The organism is Methanobrevibacter sp., from assembly GCF_017427765.1.
Lineage (GTDB): Archaea > Methanobacteriota > Methanobacteria > Methanobacteriales > Methanobacteriaceae > Methanocatella.
Genome location: NZ_JAFRSC010000023.1, coordinates 15,702 through 40,852, shown reverse-complemented (window position 1 = coordinate 40,852; position 25,151 = coordinate 15,702). Strand labels below are relative to the sequence as shown.

Annotated in this window: 10 protein-coding genes and 1 tRNA gene; all 11 read left to right on the top strand. The window is 35.1% G+C overall.

Going from position 1 to position 25,151, the window contains the following annotated elements:
• Nucleotides 1-162: 162 nt before the first annotated feature.
• Nucleotides 163-8,337 (top strand): Ig-like domain-containing protein, encoded by an 8,175-nt coding sequence (locus IJL02_RS06710; RefSeq protein WP_292813634.1) that lies wholly within the window; start codon nucleotides 163-165, stop codon nucleotides 8,335-8,337.
• Nucleotides 8,338-8,517: 180 nt separating this feature from the next.
• Nucleotides 8,518-10,695 carry a right-handed parallel beta-helix repeat-containing protein gene (locus IJL02_RS06705; protein ID WP_292813631.1) on the top strand — a complete coding sequence of 726 codons (2,178 nt, stop codon included), beginning with the start codon at nucleotides 8,518-8,520 and terminating at the stop codon, nucleotides 10,693-10,695.
• A gap of 147 nt (nucleotides 10,696-10,842) precedes the next feature.
• Complete coding sequence (locus tag IJL02_RS06700; RefSeq protein WP_292813627.1) at nucleotides 10,843-16,026, top strand: Ig-like domain-containing protein; 5,184 nt, start codon at nucleotides 10,843-10,845, stop codon at nucleotides 16,024-16,026.
• Nucleotides 16,027-16,231: 205 nt separating this feature from the next.
• Nucleotides 16,232-16,645, top strand: coding sequence for a DUF371 domain-containing protein (locus IJL02_RS06695; RefSeq protein WP_292813624.1), 414 nt, complete (start codon nucleotides 16,232-16,234; stop codon nucleotides 16,643-16,645).
• A 58-nt stretch (nucleotides 16,646-16,703) separates the two neighbouring features.
• Nucleotides 16,704-16,787: transfer RNA gene (locus IJL02_RS06690), tRNA-Leu, on the top strand.
• A gap of 956 nt (nucleotides 16,788-17,743) precedes the next feature.
• Nucleotides 17,744-18,172, top strand: a complete 429-nt coding sequence (locus IJL02_RS06685; RefSeq protein WP_292813621.1) for a hypothetical protein — start codon at nucleotides 17,744-17,746, stop codon at nucleotides 18,170-18,172.
• Between the two features lie 195 nt (nucleotides 18,173-18,367).
• Nucleotides 18,368-19,222, top strand: a complete 855-nt coding sequence (gene galU / locus IJL02_RS06680; protein WP_292813618.1) for a UTP--glucose-1-phosphate uridylyltransferase GalU — start codon at nucleotides 18,368-18,370, stop codon at nucleotides 19,220-19,222.
• A gap of 41 nt (nucleotides 19,223-19,263) precedes the next feature.
• Nucleotides 19,264-20,487 (top strand): aldo/keto reductase, encoded by a 1,224-nt coding sequence (locus IJL02_RS06675; RefSeq protein WP_292813615.1) that lies wholly within the window; start codon nucleotides 19,264-19,266, stop codon nucleotides 20,485-20,487.
• A gap of 48 nt (nucleotides 20,488-20,535) precedes the next feature.
• Nucleotides 20,536-20,955 (top strand): hypothetical protein, encoded by a 420-nt coding sequence (locus tag IJL02_RS06670; protein WP_292813610.1) that lies wholly within the window; start codon nucleotides 20,536-20,538, stop codon nucleotides 20,953-20,955.
• 9 nt (nucleotides 20,956-20,964) lie between these two features.
• Nucleotides 20,965-22,764, top strand: a complete 1,800-nt coding sequence (locus IJL02_RS06665; protein ID WP_292813605.1) for a hypothetical protein — start codon at nucleotides 20,965-20,967, stop codon at nucleotides 22,762-22,764.
• A gap of 70 nt (nucleotides 22,765-22,834) precedes the next feature.
• Nucleotides 22,835-25,090, top strand: a complete 2,256-nt coding sequence (locus tag IJL02_RS06660; RefSeq protein WP_292813602.1) for a RyR domain-containing protein — start codon at nucleotides 22,835-22,837, stop codon at nucleotides 25,088-25,090.
• Nucleotides 25,091-25,151 lie beyond the last annotated feature (61 nt).

The following is a 25,151-nucleotide window of genomic DNA, read 5'->3' as shown; positions in this document are numbered from 1 at the left end:
AATTAATTATTAAATATATTTATTAATTTTATATTTTATTAATTTTAATTTATTTTTTATCAATTAAACATTATTTTATATAGTAGTTTTGATATAAATTATTTCGTAAAGTTAAATTTTATTTTAATATTATAACTTTATAACATTGAATCGAGTGATTGAATGAAGAACAATAAAAATATTTTTATTTGCGCGATTTTAGTCGTATTGATGCTTTTCTGTGTCAGTGCGGTTAGCGCAACAGATTCAAACTTAGACGTAGCTACTGGTGTAGCTTTAAATGATGTAACGGAGGGTGATGCTCTTTCTGCTACAGAAGGGGGTAGTAACTCTGGAGATGATTTATTGGCAGTAGATAATCCTACTGTTACCAATGACACATTCTTCAAGTATTTTGATAAGAATGGTGTCATTAACAAAAGTATTTCATCTAGTGAATTAACCTTTAATGGAAACTTTTCAGGATTAGGAATTGATACAATTACTATCGATACTCCTAAAACAATTTTAGGTGACGATGCTTTATTTAAAAACATCGGATTTAAAATTTTATCTGAAAATGTAACCTTAAAAGGAATAGCTATTGACACTGCACGTGACGGTGCTGCTATTGATGTTCATGCAAACGATGTAACTGTCGACGGTGTGACTGTTGATGTGGCTAATGCAGGTGAAATGGATAGTTATGGAGTTTATGCTTTTGAAAGTGATAATTTCAATTTGGTCAACTCTGTAATTAACTTCAATGCAACTGGAACTACTGTAATTCAACATGTTGTTGAAATCCGTAATTCCAATAATGTTAAAGTTAAAAAGAATGAAATCAATGCAAACTTGCCTGCATTAGATGTTGATTATTACAGTGGAGCAAGTGGTATTGATATGGATTTACCTTTAGCAATCGGTATTCAGGATGGGGAAAATATCACCATTGATGAAAACATTGTAACTGTTGATGTTACCAAAGCTGTTGGATATTTCCCAACTCTTGATTCATTAATGGCTAACGGCCCTAAAAACCTTGTAATTTCCAATAACGCATTTACCCAAACTGACTTTTCCGGTGAAGGTAAAGCAGGTTATTCCAATGTTGTAGATTTATACTCTTTCGATGGTGCTAAAGTTTCAGGAAATACTATTTTGGTAAATACCACAACAGGTACTGAAGGTGCAGGTACTGCATATGCTGTTCAGGCAACAGGTCCTTACGCTGCTCTTGTAGTTGACGGCAATAAATTAACTGCTCAAGGTAAAGGTCCTGCTTTAGGAGTATACTCACAAAATTATCTTGGTGGAACCGATATTACTGTTACCAATAATGTAATTGATGTGCAAGGTTTTGCTACTAACGATCCATGGGCATTGGTTTCAGGTATGGAACTTCAGGATGACAAAGCAGTTGTAAGCGGAAACACAATAAATGTAAATGCAATCAACAACTATTCAGATTCCAATAACTTATATGGTATTAGTTATGCTCAACCATTAGGTGCTTCTCACACTTATAACATAACCAATAACACAGTTTATTCTGACAGTTTATATGCAATTTATATTTCTAATGCAGTAAACTCTACTGTAAAAGATAATACATTAATTGCACATAACGTAACAGGTAACAAAGCAGCAAACATTCTCGGTGAAGACAATGTAGTTGAAAAGAACGTACCACCAACAAAAGCTGAAATCATAATTGATGCTCCGGCTGTTTGGACTGGAAGTGACGCTACAATTACAGTAAATGTCACTGATGCTACCGGAAACGTTTCAATTAGAGTCGGTAATAAAATATACCCTGACTTAAAGTTAGTCAACAGCACTGTTTCACAAGCAATTGACGCAAGTGATTTGACTTTAGGTGCTAATGACATTCAGGTAACCTACAATGGTGATGATAATTACGCAAAAACTACTGCTGACGGTAACTTACAAGTTATTGATGGTGTAATTACTGCTGATACATTCAAATACTACTTTGATAAAAACAATGACAATTATTTATCAGTCAATGTTCCTGAAGGTGCAACCTTAGACTTCCAGGGAACATTTGTTCATAATATTACAAAAGGTAATAACTACACTTTAAACATCAACAAACCTGTAAATGTAATTTCTTCAACTAATGATGCTGTATTTGAAAATTATGAAGATTTTGGTAAAGGTGAAACTGGTAACAAAGCAAAATGTTTCAAATTCAATGTTAGACAAGGAGCTAACTACACTAACATAACTGGAATTACCATTATTAATGGTGATTTATTCGTTGAAGCTCCACATGTGACTGTAGATGGTATTACTGCAATTGCAAATATGACTAGTATTGGTGCGTCTACCGGATTTATAGTATTTAGAACTGATGCGGCATATGGTACTATTAAAAATTCCTACTTGGAAAATGGCGGTACCGGTTCAAGTATCATTGTTTACGGTTACGGTGCTCCATATGGAACCATTGACAACAATGTCATTAATGTAACAGGAAGCAGCGGAAACTTGGTTGGTGCTAACGCTTATGTCGGTACTGGTGTAACTCCAGGAAACATGATTGTTACAAACAATCAAATATATAATGAACAAGCAAGTACTTCAACATCCTTTGGTATTACTCTCATGGGTTCATATAACGTTGTTGAAAACAATACTCTCAGACACAAAGGTTCAGGTATTCTATCTGCAAACGTTCAGTGGGCTAGTGGACCAAAAGACCCTAGTGAGAACAACACATACAGAAATAATGTTCTTATAGGATGCGGTATCTCCGCTACAAAAGGATCCCTTGTAGAAAACAATACCATGACTGCTGCTTTATCATTAGGTGGTGCAGATATGGTTGTTATTGGCAATACTGCAGGTTCAATGACTGTAGGTACAACTTCCGCTGGTGGAAATATAACTGTTGATAACAACACAATCAATGGTGCTGTAACTATTAACAAAGCAGCTACCGGCACTATTTTCACTAACAACCTTGTAAAAGATGCTGTAACTGTCAATTCAAATGAAAACACTATTGAATATAACCAAATTTCAACTGAAAAAGCTTATGCTATTGATTTAAAAACCTCAGCAAATAACACTGTAAGATTTAATGTATTGTCCAGTAAAGATAAAATGGGTGATGATGCAGTCAACTCTGCTGATAATAAAGGTAATACAGTTAAAAATAATGGAATGAACGCTATTATTGAAATTGAAGCAGCAAATTCATGGAGTGGTGATAATAACACAATCAACATAACTGTTGTTAACGCTACCGGTACTGTAAACGTTAATATTAACGGCAATGAATACAAAAATATTCCTTTAGTAGATAATAAGGCTAGTTTTGCAATCCCTGCAAACAATATTGAAGTGGGTTTAAACGATTTAACTGTAACCTACAACGGTAACAAAGTTATCAGTTCAGACAGTAAAACCACACAATTCTACGGATTGGATAATGTAGTATTTACTGAAGTATTCTTCGATTTCTTCGATAAAAACGGTTTGTTAAAAGACAGTGTTCCATACAATGATTTGATCTTTAAAGGAGCATTTGCTAAAGCTAAGACTGTTCAATATATTGTTCTCGACAAACCTGTATCCATTTCAAGTGATGGCGCATCATTAAGTTTAATGGGTATTGTAATTGCATGTGACAATGTAACAATTGATGGATTGAAATTAACAGCAACTGTCAACAGTGCATCTTCTGCATTAGGTGATTTAATTACTGTAAATGCAAACAATGTAACTTTATCTAATTTGGATATTAACTACAGGGTTACCAACGGTAATTATGATGCAATAGCTATAAACGCTTTCGATGCTGATAATTTAACCATTATCAACAACAAAATTGTCTTTGCTAGTGTAATTAAAACTGGTGAGTATACTGCTATTGCAATTAATTTAAATGGTGTAACTAATGCTTTAGTTGACAATAACACTATAACTTCTACATTGCCTGCTTTAACTGTAGACTATGATATGTGGTTTATTGATGACTTTGAATATTACATGATGGGACACGATTATATTAATCCACTTAGAGTTAGAGAAAGTGATAATATTACAATCACCAACAACAATCTGGATACTAGCATAAACAATTTAGCTAAAACCACTCCAACTGTTCAATCTGTTTTAATCATTGGTTCAAATAATATTTTATTTGATTCAAATACCATTAAAATGATTGATACTAAATCAAAAGTTGGAGATGTAACTTTCCTTTATGCATTAAACTTCGGATATAATGATAATTTAACAGTTTCAAACAATATATTGGAGTTATCCACAAAATCTGGTGCGGATTCATCTGGTGCCGCTTACGGTATTCAAGGTGTTGAATCCAACATTACTGTAATTGGAAATAGTATTACAACTGTTTCAAACGGCCCTAACTTAGGTTACTATGTATCAAGTATGTGGGGAGGTTCATCTAATTCCTACGTTGCAAATAACTTCTTTAATGTAACTGGTAATGCAACTTCCGGTGATGCATGGGCATTAGTGTCAGGTATCGAAATCACCAATGGTGCTGCTGTAATTAACAATAACACAATTTACACCTACAATAAGGCAGGTTACGTTGAAAAAGCTCCTGTACATGGTGTAAGTTATGCTCAATTCATGTACGGTGTTCGTGATATTGTTGTTGAAAATAACACTATATTCACTCAGGGTAAATACACAGTATCCTTATTGGATGGAACTCCAGCTAATGTAACCTATAACACATTATACGCTGAAGAATTGTTCGGTGACGATTCTGTTGCTCCAGGTATAGTTGGTATTGTTGAAAACAACACTCCTCCATTCGACCCAGAAATAATCATTGAAGGTCAACCTGTATGGATTGGATCCAACTCTACTGTAACTGTAACTGTTCCTAATGCAACAGGTAATGTAACTATTGTAATTGGAAACAAAGTCTACAAAGAAGTCCCATTAGTTAACGGTACTGTAACTGTACCTGTTGATGCTGCCGACTTAGTTGGCGGTGCAAATGATGTAAATGTAACCTACAATGGTGATTTATACCTTAAAGTAGCTGACTCTGTCGGTAACTTACAGGTATTGGATGGTGTAATTACAAATTCAACCTATGAATACTACTTCGATGCAAAAGGTAATATGGTCTCACTTGTTCCAAATGGTACCACATTAGACTTCCAAGGATTATTCTTAGGTAAATACCCTGTATACATTGACAGACCTGTAAATGTTATTTCATCTACTGGTGATGCTTTATTTGATGCTGGTGCCACTTATGCTGGAAATGCTGTAAATTCATTTAATTTCATTGCTGGTGCAGACAATTCTAACATGACCGGATTGAAATTCATTAACAATTGTTTATACATTAAAGGTGCTTCAAACATAACTGTTGACAGTATCAGTATTGTTGCTAACAAACGCGGTGTCGGTTCCGGTACAGGATTCTTATGTATCCACACTGGTGCTTATAACACTCTCGTTAAAAACGGTTACTTTGAAAACGGCGGAACAGGTTCCAGTTTACTTGTTTTAGGTAAAGGTGGAGCTTACGCAACATTTGACCACAATGTATTCAACATTACCGGTTCAAGTGGAAACATCCTTTCTGCTAACCAATTTACAGGTAGCGGTGCTGCTCCTGAACATGTTTCATACACAAACAACGTTCTCTACAACAGCCAACGTGGTAGTGCGTTCTGTTATGCTATGACTGTTATGGGTTCAGGCAACCTTGTTGAAAACAACACCATCTATCACAACGGTAGTGGAATCTTAAACCAATACGGTGCCACATCCACAGGCAACGTTTACAGAAACAACACACTTTACGGTAATACCAACTTCAATCCTAGTGCAAACAGTCTTGTTGAAAACAATAAGATTTACGCAACTACAAATATTGCAGCAAACACTACTGCTGTAGGCAATACTTTCATGAATGTTGCTATTTCAGGAACTGAAACTGTATTTGTGGGCAACGATGTATATGGTACTGTAACCGTAAGCGGCAATGAAAACGCTATTGTAGACAATATCATTATGACTACTGGCGATTATGCTGTTGACTTAAAGACTACTTCAAACAACACTGTAACTGACAACATTTTATACGCTAAAGATTTAGTCGGTGATAGTGCAGTCAAATTTGAAGAAGACAAAGATAATGTTGTTGAAGACAACTTCCCAATTGACCCTGTTTTAGTTGTTGAAGTTGAAAACATTAAAGTAGGTGAAAATGCAACCATTAATGTTTCATTTGCTGAAAACATAACTGATTACGTTGAAGTTATTATTGACGGTAAAAAATACGGCATTCCTGTATCTGAAGGTAAAGGCCAATTAAACGTTTCAGATTTAGTATCTAGCAAATACACCGTAGGTGTCTATTACTTCGGTGATTTATTATACCTCGAAACTTATAATTCAACTACATTTATAGTGGAAAAACTTGCTACTAACATTACTATGAATATCAGTGATGCTGATGTTGGTGATGATGTAAATGTAACAGTCGACATTCCTGGTGTTGACGGAGTTGTATCTATAGTTGTTGATTACGGAAATGAAACTTTTGTTCCTGTAGTTGACGGTAAAGGAAACTTCACTATTGAAAACATTGATGCTGGAGTTCATGTTATAATTGCTGTCTTTGAAGGTAATGATAAATATGCTCCTATGGTATTTTCAGAAGCATTCTTTGTTACTAAAGAAGAAAGTGAAATAAACATAACTATTGGTGATGCTAAAGCTGGTAAAGATACCAATGTTACTGTTTCCATCCCTGGTGCTACCGGTAATGTTTCTGTTATTGTTGACGGTAAAGAGAATATTGTGCCTTTAGATGAAAACGGTGTTGCTAATTATGTTATTCCTGCAGTTGAAGCTGGTGAACATGGTGTTGTTGTACTTTATAATGGTGACGATGCTCACTATGCTGCTTATGAGAATACATCATTCAGTGCTGCTAAAGAAGCTAGCGCTGCTAATGTGACTATTGGTGATGCTAAAGTTGGTAAAGATACCAATGTTGCTGTTTCCATCCCTGGTGCTACTGGTAATGTTTCTGTTATTGTTGATGGTAAAGAGAATATTGTGCCTTTAGATGAAAATGGTGTTGCTAATTATGTTATTCCTGCTGTTGAAGCTGGTGATCATAGTGTTGTTGTAGTTTACAGTGGTGACGATGCTCACGATGCTGCTTATGACGCTAAAGCATTCAGTGTTGCTAAAGAAACCAGTGAAGCTAACGTAACTATAGGCGACATTGAAGTTGGTAAAGATACCAATGTATCTGTTTCCATCCCTGGTGCTACTGGTAATGTTTCTGTTATTGTTGACGGTAAAGAGAATATTGTGCCTTTAGATGAAAACGGATCTGCTACTGTTCCTGTTTCCGGCCTTGCAGTCGGTGACCACAGTGTTGTTGTAATCTACAGCGGTGACGATGCTCACGATGCTGCTTATGTTGCTAAAGAAATTAAATCATCTGTAAGTGAATCCAAATTCACTAACATCTCCGTAACTGGTGAAGGTGTTATTTCAGTTGTTTTAGTTGATGAAGCTGGCAGCCCTATTGCTAATGCTAATGTAACTTACTCTGTAAATGGAAATGCTACTGCTGCTACTACCGGTAGTGACGGTTCTATTGTAATTCCTGCTGCATCCAATAGTGTTGTTTTAATTAACTTTGACGGTAACGATAAAGTTTTACCTGTAAACACTACTATTACATTGAAAGATGTGGCTAAACTCAGAGCTAACACAACAATCATTGGCGATGACTACGAAACCTATGCTATAGACTACTATGCTGGTGAAAGAGGCGGATACTTTAAAGTTAAACTTGTTGATGACGCTGGAAATATCTTAGCTAACAAATCCGTAAAAATCGGATTCAACGGTAAAGTATACAATACCACTACCGACAGTGAAGGTATTGCTAAATTGCAAATCAACTTGGCAAAAGCTGGAACCTACACATTTGCTGTAGCATTCTTAGGAGACAAAGACTATAACGCTTCATTTACAGTTAAATCAATTACTGTAAACCTTAAGAAAACTTCCTTAAACGCTCCTGCCAAATCATACAAAGCATCTGCTAAAACAAAATCCTACACAGTAACCTTAAAAACAGACAAAGGATCATCCATTGACGGAAAAACATACATGGGATCCGGTAAAACTGTTAAACTTACTGTAAACGGAAAAACCTACACAGCAAAAACCGATGCTAAAGGTCAGGCTACCTTCAAACTTGACATCAGCAAGAAAGGTACCTACAACGCTAATGTAAACTTCGCAGGTGACAACACCTACAAGTCTTGCAAAGCAACTACAAAAATAACAATTAACTAGAAGGGATTAAATTCTCTTCTACCTTTTTCTTTTTTTAAATATATCTGGATTAATCTCTAAAGATAACTTTATAAGGTATTCTTTACATAATATCTACTATCTTTTAGCAGTTATCGTTATAATTGCCATTAGAAAAAGTTAATCTAAGGAGGTGGATATATAAGAATTAGTCTAAAACTATTGATTGGAATAGTTCTAGTCTGTTTTATTGTATCAGTTTCTTCTGTTTCAGCAATTGATTTGGATTCATCTGATTTGAGTAAAAATATCACTGATCATTCTAACGTTATCTCAATTAACGAGATTGCATATTCGGATGATGAAATTCCGGATGAACCTGATTTGATTTTGAACGATACAATCTATATTGATTCAGACAATTTTGATGATTATTTCACTGATAATACATTAAAATCAAAGTTTTCGGATAAGACATTAATATTTAACCAGGATTTTAAAAATCTGGGTAAATTATGCATCAATGCCAATAATGTGACAATAAAAGGCATTGGATATAATCTGAAAAATACAGTATTCCAGATTGAAGCAGACCACGTGACGCTCAAAGACATAAAAATGGATTTGGACAGCGAATATGCAGACAATGACGGTGCGGGCATAGAGGTTTTATCTGATTACGTTAGCTTAATCAATGTGAGTATTAATTACATAGTTCCCAAAAATGTTGAAGCTTATGGTATTTATGCAATTGGATATCCTGATAATCCTTTAAGGAATTTAAAGATTTTGAATTCTTACATTAACTTTGAAGGGCATAATGATGATGTAAACGTTTACAATTGTGCACTTAAGGTTGTGGATTGTGACGATGCTTTAATTAAAAACAATACGATTATTTCCGCATTGCCTCTCAAGGATATTGTATTCGGCATTAACGGTGCTGAACTTGCATCTGATTTGGTTTTAACTGTGGGAATAGAAGGATGTAATAATATTTCATTTATGGAAAATAGTCTTTTTTCACAAGTAAATAAAAGGCCTGAAAACTTATATCCTTCTCTTGATTGCATGCTGATAAGTAAATCTGACGGCGCTTTGATATGCAACAATTCAATATTCATGACAGACTTTATGACTTATCCGGGTACAGACAATTATCTTTATGGTTTAGACATTTACAACTTGAATAACTTGACTGCATGCCACAATAACATACGCATTATCACTACCGGTGGTAAAATGGCTGCAGGTACTGCGTATCCTATTCAGATTACAGGTCCGATTTCCAATGTGAATATTACGGAAAACGATTTGTATTCCTTTTCAAACGGCCCTAACATTGGTGTTTATTCTCAAAACTTCTATGGAGAAACATTATTGTCAATTACAAACAATAAAATCAATGTAACAGGACTTGCAGGAACTCATGAATGGGCACTGGTTGCCGGAATTGAATCACAGGACACACATTCAACTATACGCAACAATACAATTGAAGTTCACAGTGTAGGGGATGTATCAATTGACGACAATATCTACGGAGTCAGTTATCGTCAAAAGACAAACGGCGATCATCAGTTTGACATTCAAAACAATACTGTTATCAGTGACGGATTTTATGCAGTAAATGTTTTATCTTCAGTCGATTCAAAAATACTTAATAATCTTCTGATTTCATATAATTCCAAGGCACAAACCGGTAATTCCGGATTGAAATATTGGGATATAAATTCACATGAAAACCTCGAATTCTATAACAATCAGGTTATTAGGGCATATGAATATTTCGCAGCACATAACGATGTTGACAATGGGGATAAAAACGATTATTCAACTCCAAAAAACAATAAGGATATTTCAAATGAAATTGACGGTTCCAAACTTTCAAGCAGTGAAGAAGAAAGCAGATATTCATTTAATCCTTTGATTCCAGGTTCTTCAAAACAGAATGGAGTTCCTGATGATGGAGACCAACAATCCAACAATAATCAAAAGGATGATTCCCAAAATCAGGGAAATTCACCTGCTGGAAGTACTAATGGGGACTCATCAAAAGAGGGTATGTCATTAAAAGATTATTTGATTAATTTCATAAACTCAAATACTGAAGGAGGCTCAGTCAATACAACTTCATACAACGGTAAAAATGTAAATGAAGTTTCAAATAATACTGATGCAACTCCATCTACTGAAGGTGAAAGCAGCGCTGCAAGTCAGTCAAAATCTTCCCAAGGTTTGGATTCAGGTCTTGCCGGCGATTCCGACAGTGTCAGTAAAAAGGTTTTCGAAATTGAGCAGAAAGATAAGGACGGATTCATTCCATCAATATTTTTCATAATCCCTGTGATGATTTTATTCTTCATTGGAGTAAAACGCAGAAAATCAAAATTCGAATAAATTAGTTATTTTTTTAAACTAATTTTCTTTTTTTTAATTTTTACAACATATTCAGATACTTTTATATATTCTTTTTTTCAAAACTAATCATATCATTGACAGATGATTTTTATTAAAGTACAATTAATTTATAATTGGTGTATCAAGTTGAAATCAAATAAAGTATTGTTTATCCTAATCATTATCCTGATGGCATTATCTGTTTCTGCTGTCAGCGCTTCAAATGTTGATGGAAATGCAACTGATATCGGCATTACGGATGATGGTAATCTGGCAGATGGCTTAAATGGAATTTATGTAGACCCTAACGGTAAAAATTCATATGACGGATCTCAGGACAGTCCGGTCATGACAATAAAACATGCCATGTCAATTGCTCGCGATAACGATACAATATACCTTTCAGATGGGGAATTTAGGGGTGATGAAAACACTAAACTGACTGTTGACAAATCCCTGACATTTATCGGTTCAGATAATACTGTAATAAACGGACAAAAATCATCCTATATTTTCAACATTCCTGATGGAGTTACAGTCGCATTTAAAAATATCAAGTTTATAAACGCATATAAATCTCCGGCATCTTATTCCACATCATATAATGATACTGTCTGTGGAGCATGTCTTGACATTAAAAATGCGACAGTTAAAATAGATAACTGTGAATTTAAAGACAGTGTGCTTTTTTATGGGGATATAAACAAGCCTGTTTACGGCGGTGCAATCAGCAATTTCGGTGATTTGACTATCACAAATTCTAATTTCACAAACAATACTGCATTATCAACCTCAGGGCTGTTCTCTTATGGAGGTTCATTATACAATAAAGGTAAAGCAAGTATTATTAACACATCATTTGCCGATTCTACCGGTTCAAACTATGGAAATGGTATTGGAATAGCTAATGATGGTGAAATAATAATGCAGGACAGCACTCTTTCAAACTTAAATGCAGTCCACGAGTCCAAAGGATCAGCAATATATAACACCGGAAAGCTCATGATGATAAATTCAATAATTGAAAACAATTATATTGAAAGAGCAAATTTCAATTATATCTATGGTGCCGTTTACAACTCAGGAAAATTAACAGCTCAGGGATGTATCTTTAGAAATAACACCGGTTATTATGAAGCGCCGAATCGTGAATATAAGGGTTCTCCTAACATCTACAATGTCGGCGATTTGAATATAACATACTCCGCATTCATCGACAATACCAATTTCGAGGGCATTTCATCTGATGTATTCTTCAATGGTGGAGAAATAATAAGTCTGGACAATAACTGGTGGAACACAAACGAAAATCCATACAAATTAAAATCTAAAGTTAATGTGGACAGAATTAACTCATGGCTGATTTTTAACCTGACTCCGGACTATTCAAAGTTAAATATCTCAGATGAGCTAACAGTTACTGCATTATGGACAAACAATATCAATCTAATATCTAAAATAGGTCTGTTTCCTGTATTTAATGTCACATTCAAAACCTCAATTGACGGTAGGGAGATTATCATAACAAAACCGTTGGCTGACGGTAAATGTGATTTCATATTTAATTATACTCAAAACAAAGGATCATATGAACTGATAACTAATATTTATTCTTTTAATCAGAAAGCTATTGTTGATGTCGGAAAAGCCAATTCATACGTTAAATTCAATGTTACTGAGAGCATTTCCTATTTGGATACACTTGTTTTGAATGTTGAAGTAACAGACGCTGACAATTCTCATCTGGATGGTACCGTCAGCGTCAAACTTGCAGACAATACCTATAATTCCACTCTGGCTAACGGAAAAGCCAAATTCGAAATTTCAGACCTTATGCCTAAAAATTATACATTAAATATCATTTATGAAGGAAATGACAATTATTTCAAGGCATTTAACAGTACTTCTGTTAACATTAAAAAAGAGGATGTGGTCTTGAATATCAGCATTGCAGAAATAAAAGTGGGCCAGAAGGGATTGGCTGTTGTAACATTGACTCCGGACAATCTTCAGGGTCAGGCAGTTCTATATGTTGACGGTGAAAGCAAAAAAACCATCTACATATTTGACGGTTCTGCTGAAATAGCTTTAAACAATTTTGCCGAAGGCGAATACAACATCACTTTGGAGTTTGCGGAAACTGAATACTATAACTCAGCAAAAGTCAGCGGCATTTTAAAGGTCACAAGATATGATTCATCAATTAACATTTCATCATCAGACATTAACGTCGGTGAAAACGCAACAATAACAGTTAAGGTCAGCCCTGAAAGCATAAGAGGCGAAGCTACTTTAATAATCAACGGCGTAAACAACACAATATTTATTGATGATGCCATAACCAATGTCACATTAACCAATCTCGAAGCAGGAAAATATGACGTGACATTAATATTTGACGGTGATTTGAGATATTATCCGGTAAACACTTCAACTTCATTTAAAGTCCTAAAAACACCTACTTCCTTGGATGTGAAAATCGCTCAGGATTTGAAAAATCTCAACGGAACAGTGGAAGTTAAAACCAGCAATGTTAACTGTACAGGCGTTGTTGGAGTTTATGTTAACTATAATCTTTACAGGTTAAATTTAACCGATGGAAGAGCAACATTTTCAGTAAAATTCGACAACGGAACAAACTACATTTTTGTATTCTATGAAGGGGACAGATATTTTGAAGGCTCAACATGGAACACAACAATCGGTGAAGTTGATGAATTCGTATTGATTGGCGCAAACTCAACAGGCTTCGAGGGCATTGACTTTAATTATTCAGTAAGGCTTATTGAGGCAAATGGAATTGCAATGCCAAACAGAGTCATTACAGTTGATTTCAACTCCAAAAAGCATAACATAACTACAAATGCGGACGGTTATGCATTCTTCAAGGTTAACCTTGAAGAGGGCACCTACAGGATTTCTGCAACATATAAAAACACTACAATCCGCAACACATTAAACGTTAAACCGATTAGTTTCAATCTTACATCTGCTGACATTACCTACGGCGAAGAGGAATTGATAAAAGCAATTTTTGATAAGGGCGTTGAAGGAAAAGTCAGATTCATCATTGCAAACGAGAGTTATGTTGCAGATATCATAAACGGAACTGCCGAGTACGCATCATACGGATTTGCTGCCGGAGACCATATCATAAATGCTGTTTACACTAACGATATTGTTAATTTAACCAAAACAACCCGGTTCAATGTAGCAAAAGCAGGTTTGGCATTGGACATTGACATTGTCAGCGCAACACCTGAAATTGATGAGATTATCAGCGTAATCGATTTGGCAAACGCAACAGGAGATATAATATTCGTATTTAACAACACTGAATATAAGATTCCGATTATTAACTCTCAGGCAGTTTTAAATCTCTCAAAACTGAATCAGGGAAGCTATGCCTTGACCGTCAGATATCTGGGAGATAACAACTACCTTGCCTCAAACAGAACAGTCAGCTTTTATGTAAAACAGTTCGCTTCAGACATTATTTTAAGCGTTGACAGTCAGGCTTACGGCAAGGATATTGTCGCAACAGCTAAATTGAATAATGATGCAACCGGTGTTGTAAGATTCAATGCCGGAAATATGACAGAAGACGTAAATGTCTCTGGAGGAAAGGCTGTGTGGAGTTTTAAAGGCCTTGATGCTGGAAACTACGCCATGACTGCAACATATCTTGGAAACGATTACTATGTATCCTCAAAAAACAGTACATCATTTGAGATTTTTAAGGCAAATTCAACAATCGAACTGTATGTTAAAGAGGTCTGTTTAGGTGAAAACATCAGGATTTTTGCCGACTTAAGTCCGAATGCAACCGGAAGCGTTACATTTTCAATGATCGGATATTTCTCACCGAGAGACAAGCCGGTTTCAAATTCCGCATCATACTGGTACATCGCTCCAATGGACAATGGCGAATATACAGTCATCGCCAAATATTCGGGAGACAATAATTACTATCCGTCAAATACGACATTCATATTAGAAGTCTCTCAAAGAAAATCCATATTGGACGTTGAAATAAATGATGCAGGAATCAATGACAGGGTAATGTGCAAAGTCAGCTTAAAAGCAAAGGACGGAGAGCCTATAACCTCAAAGGTAACCTTAAAAATAGGACGTTCAACTTATAATATTGCCGTTAGAAATGGCAGCGGATCATTGGTTTTAGGAAAAATGAGTGTAGGTGACTACACATACACTGCTGATTATGCAGGAGATGATGATTTCACATCTGCAAGTGCAAGCGGTAGCTTTAAGGTTGTAAATGATTTGTTGAAAGTGAATTTAACTGCAAATAATGTAACCAAATATTATAAAGGAAGCGAACCTCTAAAGGTCACATTAAAAGATTCCAACAACAAGCCTTTTGCAAACCAAAACGTTGTTGTAAAGATTGTATCAAGAGAGTACACTTTAGTTACCGACGAAAACGGTGAGGCAGCATTACCAATCAATCTCAACCCTGGTGTATATGATGCTGAAATAGTATTTGAACAGACACAAAAGTATTACGGCGCTTCAGTAAATGTAACTGTTGAAGTTTTCTCAACTGCTGAAGGTACTGATGTTCTGAAATTGTACGGAAGCGGAACCCAATACTTTGCTGTATTTACAGACTCTAACGGTAAGGTTTTGGGAAATACAGAAATTACCTTCAAGCTTGCCGGAAAGTCATACAAAATAAAAACCCTTCCGAACGGAGTTGCAAGACTCAACATCAACATTAATGCCGGAACATACACAATTTCCAGCGTCAATCCTGTAACTGGTCAGAAATTATCAAATAAGATAACCATTTACTATAAGATACGTGAAAATAAGGACGTTTCAAATTACTTTGGAGCAAAAACAAACTACAAGGTGCGTATCTACACCGATGGCGGAAAAACAGTCGGCGCCGGAAAAGTTGTGACATTCAAAGTCAACGGCAAAACATACAATGTAAAAACAGACAGTAACGGTTATGCAAAACTTGCCATAAACTTAAACCCTAACAAATACACAGTTACAGCCAGTTATGGTGGATTTAAGGTATCAAATAAGATTACCGTTAAAAATGTCCTCTCAGCAAGTGACATAACAAAGAAAAAATCCAAAACTACCAAGTTTTCAACCAAATTGGTGGACCCTAACGGTAAAGTGCTTTCAGGCAAAAAGATTACATTCAAAATCAATGGTAAAACCTATAGTGCAAAAACAAATTCAAAAGGAATAGCTACTGTTACCATAAAAATCACATTAAATGTGGGTAAACACAAAATACAGTCCATTTATGGCAAATCCAAGATAACAAACACAATAACCATTAAAAGATAGAAGTTTTTATTCAAACTTCATTTATTCTATTCTCTTCATATAGGTTTGGCTATTTTAATATTTTATTTTTCATAATGTCTTTATTTTTATTATAGTTTTCTTTAATATTTTTAATGTTATTCAGTGTAACTATTAAAATTATCAATCGTTATTGTGAGCATTTGCCATGAAAAATTTTATTAGTTTTTTCATCTAAAATAATAATATGATTTTTAAAATCCTAACTAAAGGTCATAAAAATGTAACTTCAAATCACAAATCAACTTTTGAAATTACAAAGGACGGTGAAATAGGTCCTGCTGCTGACTGCATCATAGGTGTTGACATGGACAAAACCATGCTTAACTTTCCCACTGAGTTCAAGGACAAAATTGCAAATCCTGAAACTAAAATAATCGTGGAGCTTAAAACAGAAAAAGGGTATGATGAAATAACCGGCTGGGGCCATGAGGATTTGACTTTAACACATCCAACAGATATTGTAATAAGGAAAAGTGATTATACCTGCTCAAGAACACTGATGATTAGGGCAGATAAGGCAGCCAGAGATCTTGATTTAAACTTGATTGATGATTTAAAAAATGAAAAAATCATGGAAGTTACTATAAAACTATGCTAAAATCGTTAACTATATATAAGTTAAAAAATATATTTTTTTATAACTACTTTTGTTTTATGCGGGGGTGGTCGAGCGGTCAAAGGCGCTAGGTTGAGGGCCTAGTGGGTTAGTCCCTTCGCGGGTTCAAGTCCCGTCCCCCGCACTATCTGATTATATCTTTAGAAAATTAATATTGAGATTATTATTTGATATTTTTTGGCGTTTTTAGAATGGAAATAATGTCTATGTGTAAAAAAAGGAAGCTATAAAACACCTATTAAAACCAATTTTCATTTAAATTGTCAAATCATCAAATTGGAAAATTTTGGATTGCCCAACTAGGCTTCCCATTCGACACATATGTTGTTAGGCTATCAATTCAATAGCCAACAATAGATAGTAGCTTGCCAGAAATAAGTAAGAGATGGCAAGCACTATATTTTTGACTGTCATATTTCAAGGTCTCCTAAGTTAGGAGTGTTTTTAATATAATGTTTTTTTCCATTCATTAAAACACCAAATTTGTATTTTTTTTTATTGGCGTTTTAGAAATAATTATTTTTACTTAAAACTATATAATATTTACTATTTTTTAAAATAAATATTGTTTTCATCATATAATTTTGTTTTAATTATGAATTGATGCTTCAATTAACTAAAGATAGATTTTAGAAAGGTTTATATATTTGAAAATTGATATAATTTAGTAACATCTTATTAGATGTAGACTGCATATTGCAGACCAAATTTGTATGTTGGATAGGGATGTGTCAAAATTTGTTAATGCAAATTTGTCCTTATTCAATTTTAAAGCTATTTTTTTAATATAAACTCATTTTTGTGCTGTTATTTGTAATTGGATCGATTGGTCATGTCATCTTTGCGTTTTATGTTGACTTGGATTAAATGTCTAATAATTCCTAAATTTCAATGTTTATCTTACTAATCTAATATTTTTTCATAATTGGCTTTTAAATTTATTATTTAATAATTTAAAGATGCAAGTAAGCACTTACATTCGAAAAACTTTATATATGGGCTTATTCATATAATTACTTGTGCAAAGAGAGTTGATTTCTCAAATGCGCTCGATTCAATTTGTTATAAAGGGTGATAAATATGGACAGTACAAAAAAATTAACATTGTTTGCAGTATTTTGTGTTATTGCATCTGCATGTGTCGTATGTGTGGTGGATGCCGCAAATCCCGAAGGATTGGATGTGGGCCAATATCCGGATAATGATTATGGACTCACTGATGATTCAATAACCGATCCTGACAGCACTCACTCTCAACTGGCAGCAGGCGAACCTGCAGAAAACCAAACAGATGCCAACATTACAGTTGAAGACGCAATGGCAGAAAGTCCATTATTCCAAAGCGCCCCTAGTAACGTAACTATCAATGAAACTGGAAACGCAACTGGAAACGCTACTAATGCCACTGCTACCGCTCACACAATGTTGGCTACAGGTAATCCGATTTTAGCATTGCTTGCAGTTGGTGCAGGTATCGGTGCAACAGTCGTGATTTCCAGAAAAAAATAGAACTTTGAACTCATATGTTATCTAGTGCTGGTTCGCCAGCACTTCTATTCTCCTTGTTTTTTAATTTCAAAATGCCGATTTGAACAGTCATCTAAAACAGTCGGTTTTTGGTGTTGTGCTAATTAGTTTTTTTCATAACCTATTTAATAGATTAAAATTATAATATTATTTAAATAATTATTATGGTGATAAATTATGAAGGCTGTAATTCCGGCAGCGGGTTTTGGTACTAGATTTTTACCTGCTACTAAGGCACAAGCAAAAGAGATGTTGCCTGTTTATGATAAACCGACAATCCAGTATGTTATAGAAGAGGCTGTGGCTTCAGGAATTGATGATATACTGATTGTAACCGGTAGAAATAAAAGATCTATTGAAGATCACTTTGATAAGTCATTTGAACTTGAACAGACCTTGCAGAGTGCGGGAAAAGATGACCGCTTAAGGCAAGTTCGTGCAATCACTGATTTGGCCGATATCTGTTATGTCAGACAAAAAGAGCAGAAAGGTCTTGGGGATGCAATTTACTGCGCTAAAAAGCATATCGGCGGAGAGCCGTTTGCAGTACTTCTTGGAGATTCAATTACCAAAGGTCCTACTCCTTGTACCAAACAGCTGATTGATGTTTATGAGAAATACAATGCATCTGCAATTTCACTTGAGGAAGTTCCAAAAGAAAAGGTGGAAAGATACGGAATCATTAAAGGAACCGAAGTGGAAAATAATGTTTATAATATTGAAAAGCTTGTTGAAAAGCCACTGGCTCACCAGGCACCGTCAAATCTGGCCATTATGGGACGTTACGTTTTGGCACCTGAAATATTCGATAAAATTGACGAAACCGAACCTGGTGTCGGCGGAGAAATTCAGCTTACAGATGCTCTTCAAAAGCTGGATGCCATTTACGGCGTAACATTCGAAGGAAAAACCTACGATATAGGAAACCGTTTCGAATGGCTTAAAACTTCAATTGAATTTGCAATGGATGACGAAGAGTCCAAGGACGATTTGATTGAATATATGAAATTCATAATTAACGAATACGAATAGTTATTTTTAAATAACTATACTCTTTTTTTATTTAGATTTTTATGCAGAACCGATTAATTAAAAAGACTGGTGATGAAATCTCACCTTTAGGATTTGGGGCAATGCGTTTGCCTTTAAAAAACGGAAAAATTAATCGTGAACTTGCAAAAAAACAGATTTATCATGCAATCGACAACGGAATCAATTTCATTGACACTGCTTATCTTTACGGTGACAGCGAGAAGTTTTTAGGAGAAATCCTTCAGGGTGAATACCGGGATAAGGTGATGATTTCAACCAAGATGCCCGCCATTCACATCAAAAAATATGAGGATATGGAAAATGCATTAAAAGAACAGCTGGACCGCCTCAAAAGAGACTATATTGACTATTATCTAATCCATTCAGTTGATTTAAAGGCTATGAACAGGCTTTTGAAAAAGGGTCTGATTGAATTTTTAAACAAGGCACGAAGTGAAGGTAAGATTAGGCATGTCGGATTTTCATACCACGGTCCGCGTGAGGAATTTGAAATAGTTCTTGACGGCTATGACTGGGATGTCGTAATGGTCCAATATAATTACTTTGACGAGAATGTTCAGGCCAGTTTGGAAGGCATTGAATATGCGGCATCAAAAGGAATAGGCGTTTTTGTAATGGAACCTTTAAAAGGTGGAATTCTTGCAGGAAAAATGCCGTCTGAAGCCGAAAAGATTTTTAAAGATGCAAATCCCGACAGGTCCAATGCTGAATGGGCATTAAGGTGGGTTTTAAATAACAGAAATGTCACCTGCGTATTTTCAGGAATGAATTCCATCGAACAGATTGATGAAAATATAGCCATTGCCAGCAAAACCGCTCCGATGTCAATGTCATTTGAAGAGATGGAAACAGTCGAGCTTGTTAAAAGGGTTTTGAGAAATTCCCTTAAAATCAACTGTTCCACATGCGGCTACTGCATGCCGTGTCCTCGGGGAGTAAACATTCCCGAGTGTTTAAAAATCTACAATGAAAAGTATCTCTTTGAGCATAACGGAATGTTCAATGAATCTTTAATTGACTATTTCCAGTATGTCGGAGGAGTAATGGGCAAAGCCGGAAATGCGGGATTGTGTAACGGTTGCGGCAAGTGTTTGAGGAAATGCCCGCAAAAGCTGGACATCATATCTGAGCTTAAAAAGGTTAAAAAGGAATTTGAATATCCTGGATTTAAATATTTGGTATCATTTATTCGATATGTTGGTTTTCCGGTTTATAAATATCTCTTAAAAATTTTAAACAGATGATAAAGTCTATTAATTTGAAATTACAAATTTTAAAACAAGGTGAAAATAATGGATTTTGATATAAGGCGTGTTGATTCGGTAAAGCTTCTGATAAAAAATATAGAATCACATCAGCAGGTGGAAGCAAAATACATGGATGATAACGTCAACCTTAACAGACCTGAAAACTATGAATACCGTTACGGGGATTCTGTTTTGGATGTAATGACAATGGACAATACCAACTGGCATTTTGAAAAGGATTGGATAAAATCAACAAAAAACAAGGAATATATTAAAGTTACCTCCAAAAAGGATGTTGGACAATTCATTGATCTTGCCAAAAATCATCCGGAAGCATATGTTAGGATTGCAGCTATCGAAAAAATAGCCGATGATGAAGTGTTGCTTGACATCATTAAAAATGATGATGACGAGACTGTTAAAAAAGCAAGTTTCAAGAGATTGGAAGAGCTGTATCTTGAATAGATGATTTAAATGCATTCTTTTGGTAGCGATTGTCTAAATCTCGAAAAAATCACTGATGAATCTGCACTTAAGGATATTTTTTTAAATGATTCCAGCATAACCGTTAAAATTAAAGCGCAGGAGCTTATTGAAGATAAGGATTTCCTATATGATGAATGCTTAAACAATCCTTCAGCTCATTTAAGGTTTGCCTGTCTCAATCATATTATCGATGATGATTTGGGAAGTGAAGATGAGAAAAAATCTCTTTTAAGCCATCTCACATTAAATGATCCAGACGACAATGTTCGTTTGTTGGCCTGTAAAAATTTGGATGATGCCAGTCAGGATGTCTTTTGTCATGTTTTAGAGTCAGGATGTGGTGGAGACCTTCGCCGTCAGGTCATTTCTAAAATTAGGGATGTTAATATCTTAAATGAACTTGCATTAAATAGTGAAGATAAATTCATACGCCTTGAAGCCATTCAAAATCCGAATATGGATAACTTGGATACGCTATCACAGATAATTTTAGGCGATAGTGATGAATTCAACAGATACTGCGCCTGCGGTAAAATCCCTGATGAATATTCGTTTTTAAAGATGATTTTCAAACCGTCAATGCATTCCCGTTTGCCGGAATTGGCTAAAAATACTTATTTTAAATTCAATAGCTACTTTTTAGGCGTTTATGATAACCTTGATGAATACGAAAAGATTGTGGCATTGAATTTCATCACTGATGAGTCTTTTCTCGAAGATATTGTTCTAAACGAAACAGATGATAAACTCAGATGTGAAGCTGTCGCAAATGCCAATTTTAAAAATCAGGCGATACTGATTAATTTGATAAAAAATTGTAATGACTTGGATATTCTTTTTGAAGCTGTCAGTAAGGTAGATGATGAAGATGTCCTTATTGATTATGTAAAAAATAATTTGAAGGCAAATAAGACAGTTCTAAAAGCTATTTCAAAAATCACTAACCATGAATTTTTAAAGGATCTTTCAGCTTGTGATTTTCCTGAAATTCGTCTTCAGGCAGTTAAAAGGATGTCAAATCTAAATGATTCAAATTATCTTTTTGACTCGATTCTGCATGATATTGCTTTATCAGAACCTGCAGGTGATGTTCGCATTAGTGCAATTATGGCAATTTCAAAGACAAATGACCTCATTGACCTTGCAGATAATCTTTCAGATAAAGATTCCAGACTTCAGGCTCTTAAAAACATCAAAAAAGAAAGGCTGATAAATAATTATATTTTAAGCAACCGCAAATTAGCAATTGGAGGTTCTCTGGATGGTATCGCTTTTAAAAGCACATTAAATAGTATTGCACTAACAGACAGTGATGAGGATATAAGAAAAGAGGCAACCTCAAAATTATCACAAAAGAATATTCTCGATGAAATTGCGGTTGATGATGTTAGTGAAGAGGTAAGGCGTGCCGCTTTAAAGAGACTGGAATCTCTCTGGAATGATATTAAAAGGATAAGTGATGAAAATGTCCTTGAGGAAATCTATCGAAACGGTGATAGGGATGTTAAAAATGCGGTTAAAAATCAGATTAATGATTTAAGAACCTGGAAAGACCGCATTCGTGAGATTTCAGATATTGATGATATCGAAACCCTAAAAGACATGGCTTTAAATGATTATAATTATTATGTGAGATGTGAAGCTGAAGGAAAGCTTGAAAGTCTGCTTTTCAATATACGTCTCGATGAGCTAAAAAATCCCGAAAATATAGAAAAGCTAACTAAAATATCTTCGGATGACAGTTTTCCCGAAGACATCAGAAAACAGGCATTTTCATTGCTGGGCTAAAACTTAAGCAAAATGATTTTTAATAAGATTTATTTAAATTTAAAATATAATATAGTTCAAGGTGTTTTAAATGGATGAAAACAATTTTAAAAAGTACATCGATAAGTTTTTCGATGATTTGGTCCTATATGATGATGAACATAATGGCCATCATTATAAAGGTCTTTTAAAGGCAGGCATTGATGTATTTTTAGAAAAGGAAAATGAATATAATGCATATGAGATTTATCAGACATTTTTTATGATTTATCAAATCACTGCTGAAGGCAAGTCGGATAAGGAAACCGATGAAAGCATAGTAAGTGAACCCAACACACTGCTTGATTTGGTTGGGATGATGAAAAAATATGAGGAAAATACAGGCGATCTGATTGAAAAGCAAAGAGATCACTTTATCCATTCAGTAAATGTTTTCCTTTTGGGTCTGGCAGTTTATGCCCAAAACAATAATTATAAAGAGGCATTTAAGTCTTATGTTCTAAACAGTCCTTATGAGAAATACTACAGAACCAATGAACAGGTTTCCGATGAGGAATTCCTGTACCGCTGGGGTGTTGCATCACTTTTCCATGATATAGGATATCCTGTTGAAATCATAGGCAAGCAATTGAACAAATTCATTAATGACAGTGTCAAATCCATTTCAAGTTCATATGGCGCAGACACTGCAATTGATTTCAAGGATTTCGATGAATTCAACGCCATTGTTAAGATGGACCCTAATTTTGCTGATGAATTCACAAAAATCTATCCTCATGCAAAATTCCTCAATCTGTTTAAGCCAACAGACATCATGGCCCACAAGATAGCTAGCGATTTTTCATCCGTTGATATAAATGAGGTGTCTAGACATCTCGATGAATTTATAGATATCATGGGCGAGAACGGATTTATAGACCATGGATTTTTCTCAGCAATTCTGGTTTTAAATTCATACGGATTTCTGATACAGAAATATGCTAAAAACCATGATTTCTTCTTCTATCCGATTGTTGACAGTGCCACCGCAATCCTATTGCATAACTATTACAGAAATGTACTTCAAAAAAATCCATTTAATCTTCCTGCACTTCATCCAAGACAAAGCCCTCTTGCATATCTTCTGATTTTATGCGATGAGCTTCAGGAATGGAACAGAACACCTTTTGGTATTAAAGACAAAAGCAGAGACCATGTAAATGAGCTGAATATAATCATTGATGATACCCGGCTCGATGTTGATTACATTGTCAAAAACGGTGCAATGGGTCTTGGATTTTCACAGGACAAACAGGAACTGCTCAATAATGTGCTTGTGATATCAGGCATATTTAAAAGAGGCCTGTCCATTTATATAGAACCTCAAAATGACAACAGCATAATGCGCGAAATCGTCAAATCTGAAATCCAGGCTCCTGACGTACTGATAAGAAACGTTGAAAAGCTGGCGCTTCAAATTCATGCGCAGTACATTGAAACCACCACCTCTCAGTTTGAGGAAAAACTGGCCAAAGGTGAAGTCGATGAGAAGGTCCAAAAGGATTTTGAAGAAAAGACAAAACCATTTGAGGAGTTGTCCTCACATCTCAAGATTGCCAATATCCGTCAGGCAAGATCAATTCCCAAAAAGCTTAACATGATTGGTTGCGAGCTTGCAAACCTCTCAGATAAGCGTGAGGCCATAACCGAGTTTTCAGATGATGAGGTAATTGATCTGGCTATCAGTGAACATGATGAGTGGTGTGAAGAAAAAATCGGTCAGGGATGGACTTATGGTGCTGAAAGGGACGATTCCAAATTAATCCATGACTGCCTTGTGCCTTGGGAGGATTTGACACCTGAAATCCAGCAGTATGATATTGATCCTGTTAAAAACATTCCTTCTCTTGTAGATTCAATAGGCTTGAAAATAGTAAGAAGCAGAATCAGAATGCTCACTTTCGAGATGCATAAATTCTACCAGTCAAAACAGGAGGATACTCTCGACTTTGATGATTTGCCTGAATACATCAAATATTCAAACTACAGACAGACTGATTTGCTGGTAAAGATATTGTCAGAGCTCGGATATGAAGTCGTTAATCTGGATGATTTAGGAACTCCAATCGATTCGTTGGATGAAGAGTCAATTGAATATTTGGCTGAAAGGGAGCATAATGAATGGTGTAGGCTTAAATTCAATTTGGGTTGGAAATACGGTCCAGTTCGTGATGATGAAAAGAAAACCAATCCTAATCTTGTTGAATGGGATGTGCTTGATATCAACACCAAGGAAGCCAATAAACGAACATTCACAAACCTTCCTCAATTGTGCAAAAACGTTGATTTAAAGATTGTTGAAAGATGATTTTCAACATTTATTCTTATTTTTTAAACCATGTTGTAATATATTTCTAACAATTGTCGTT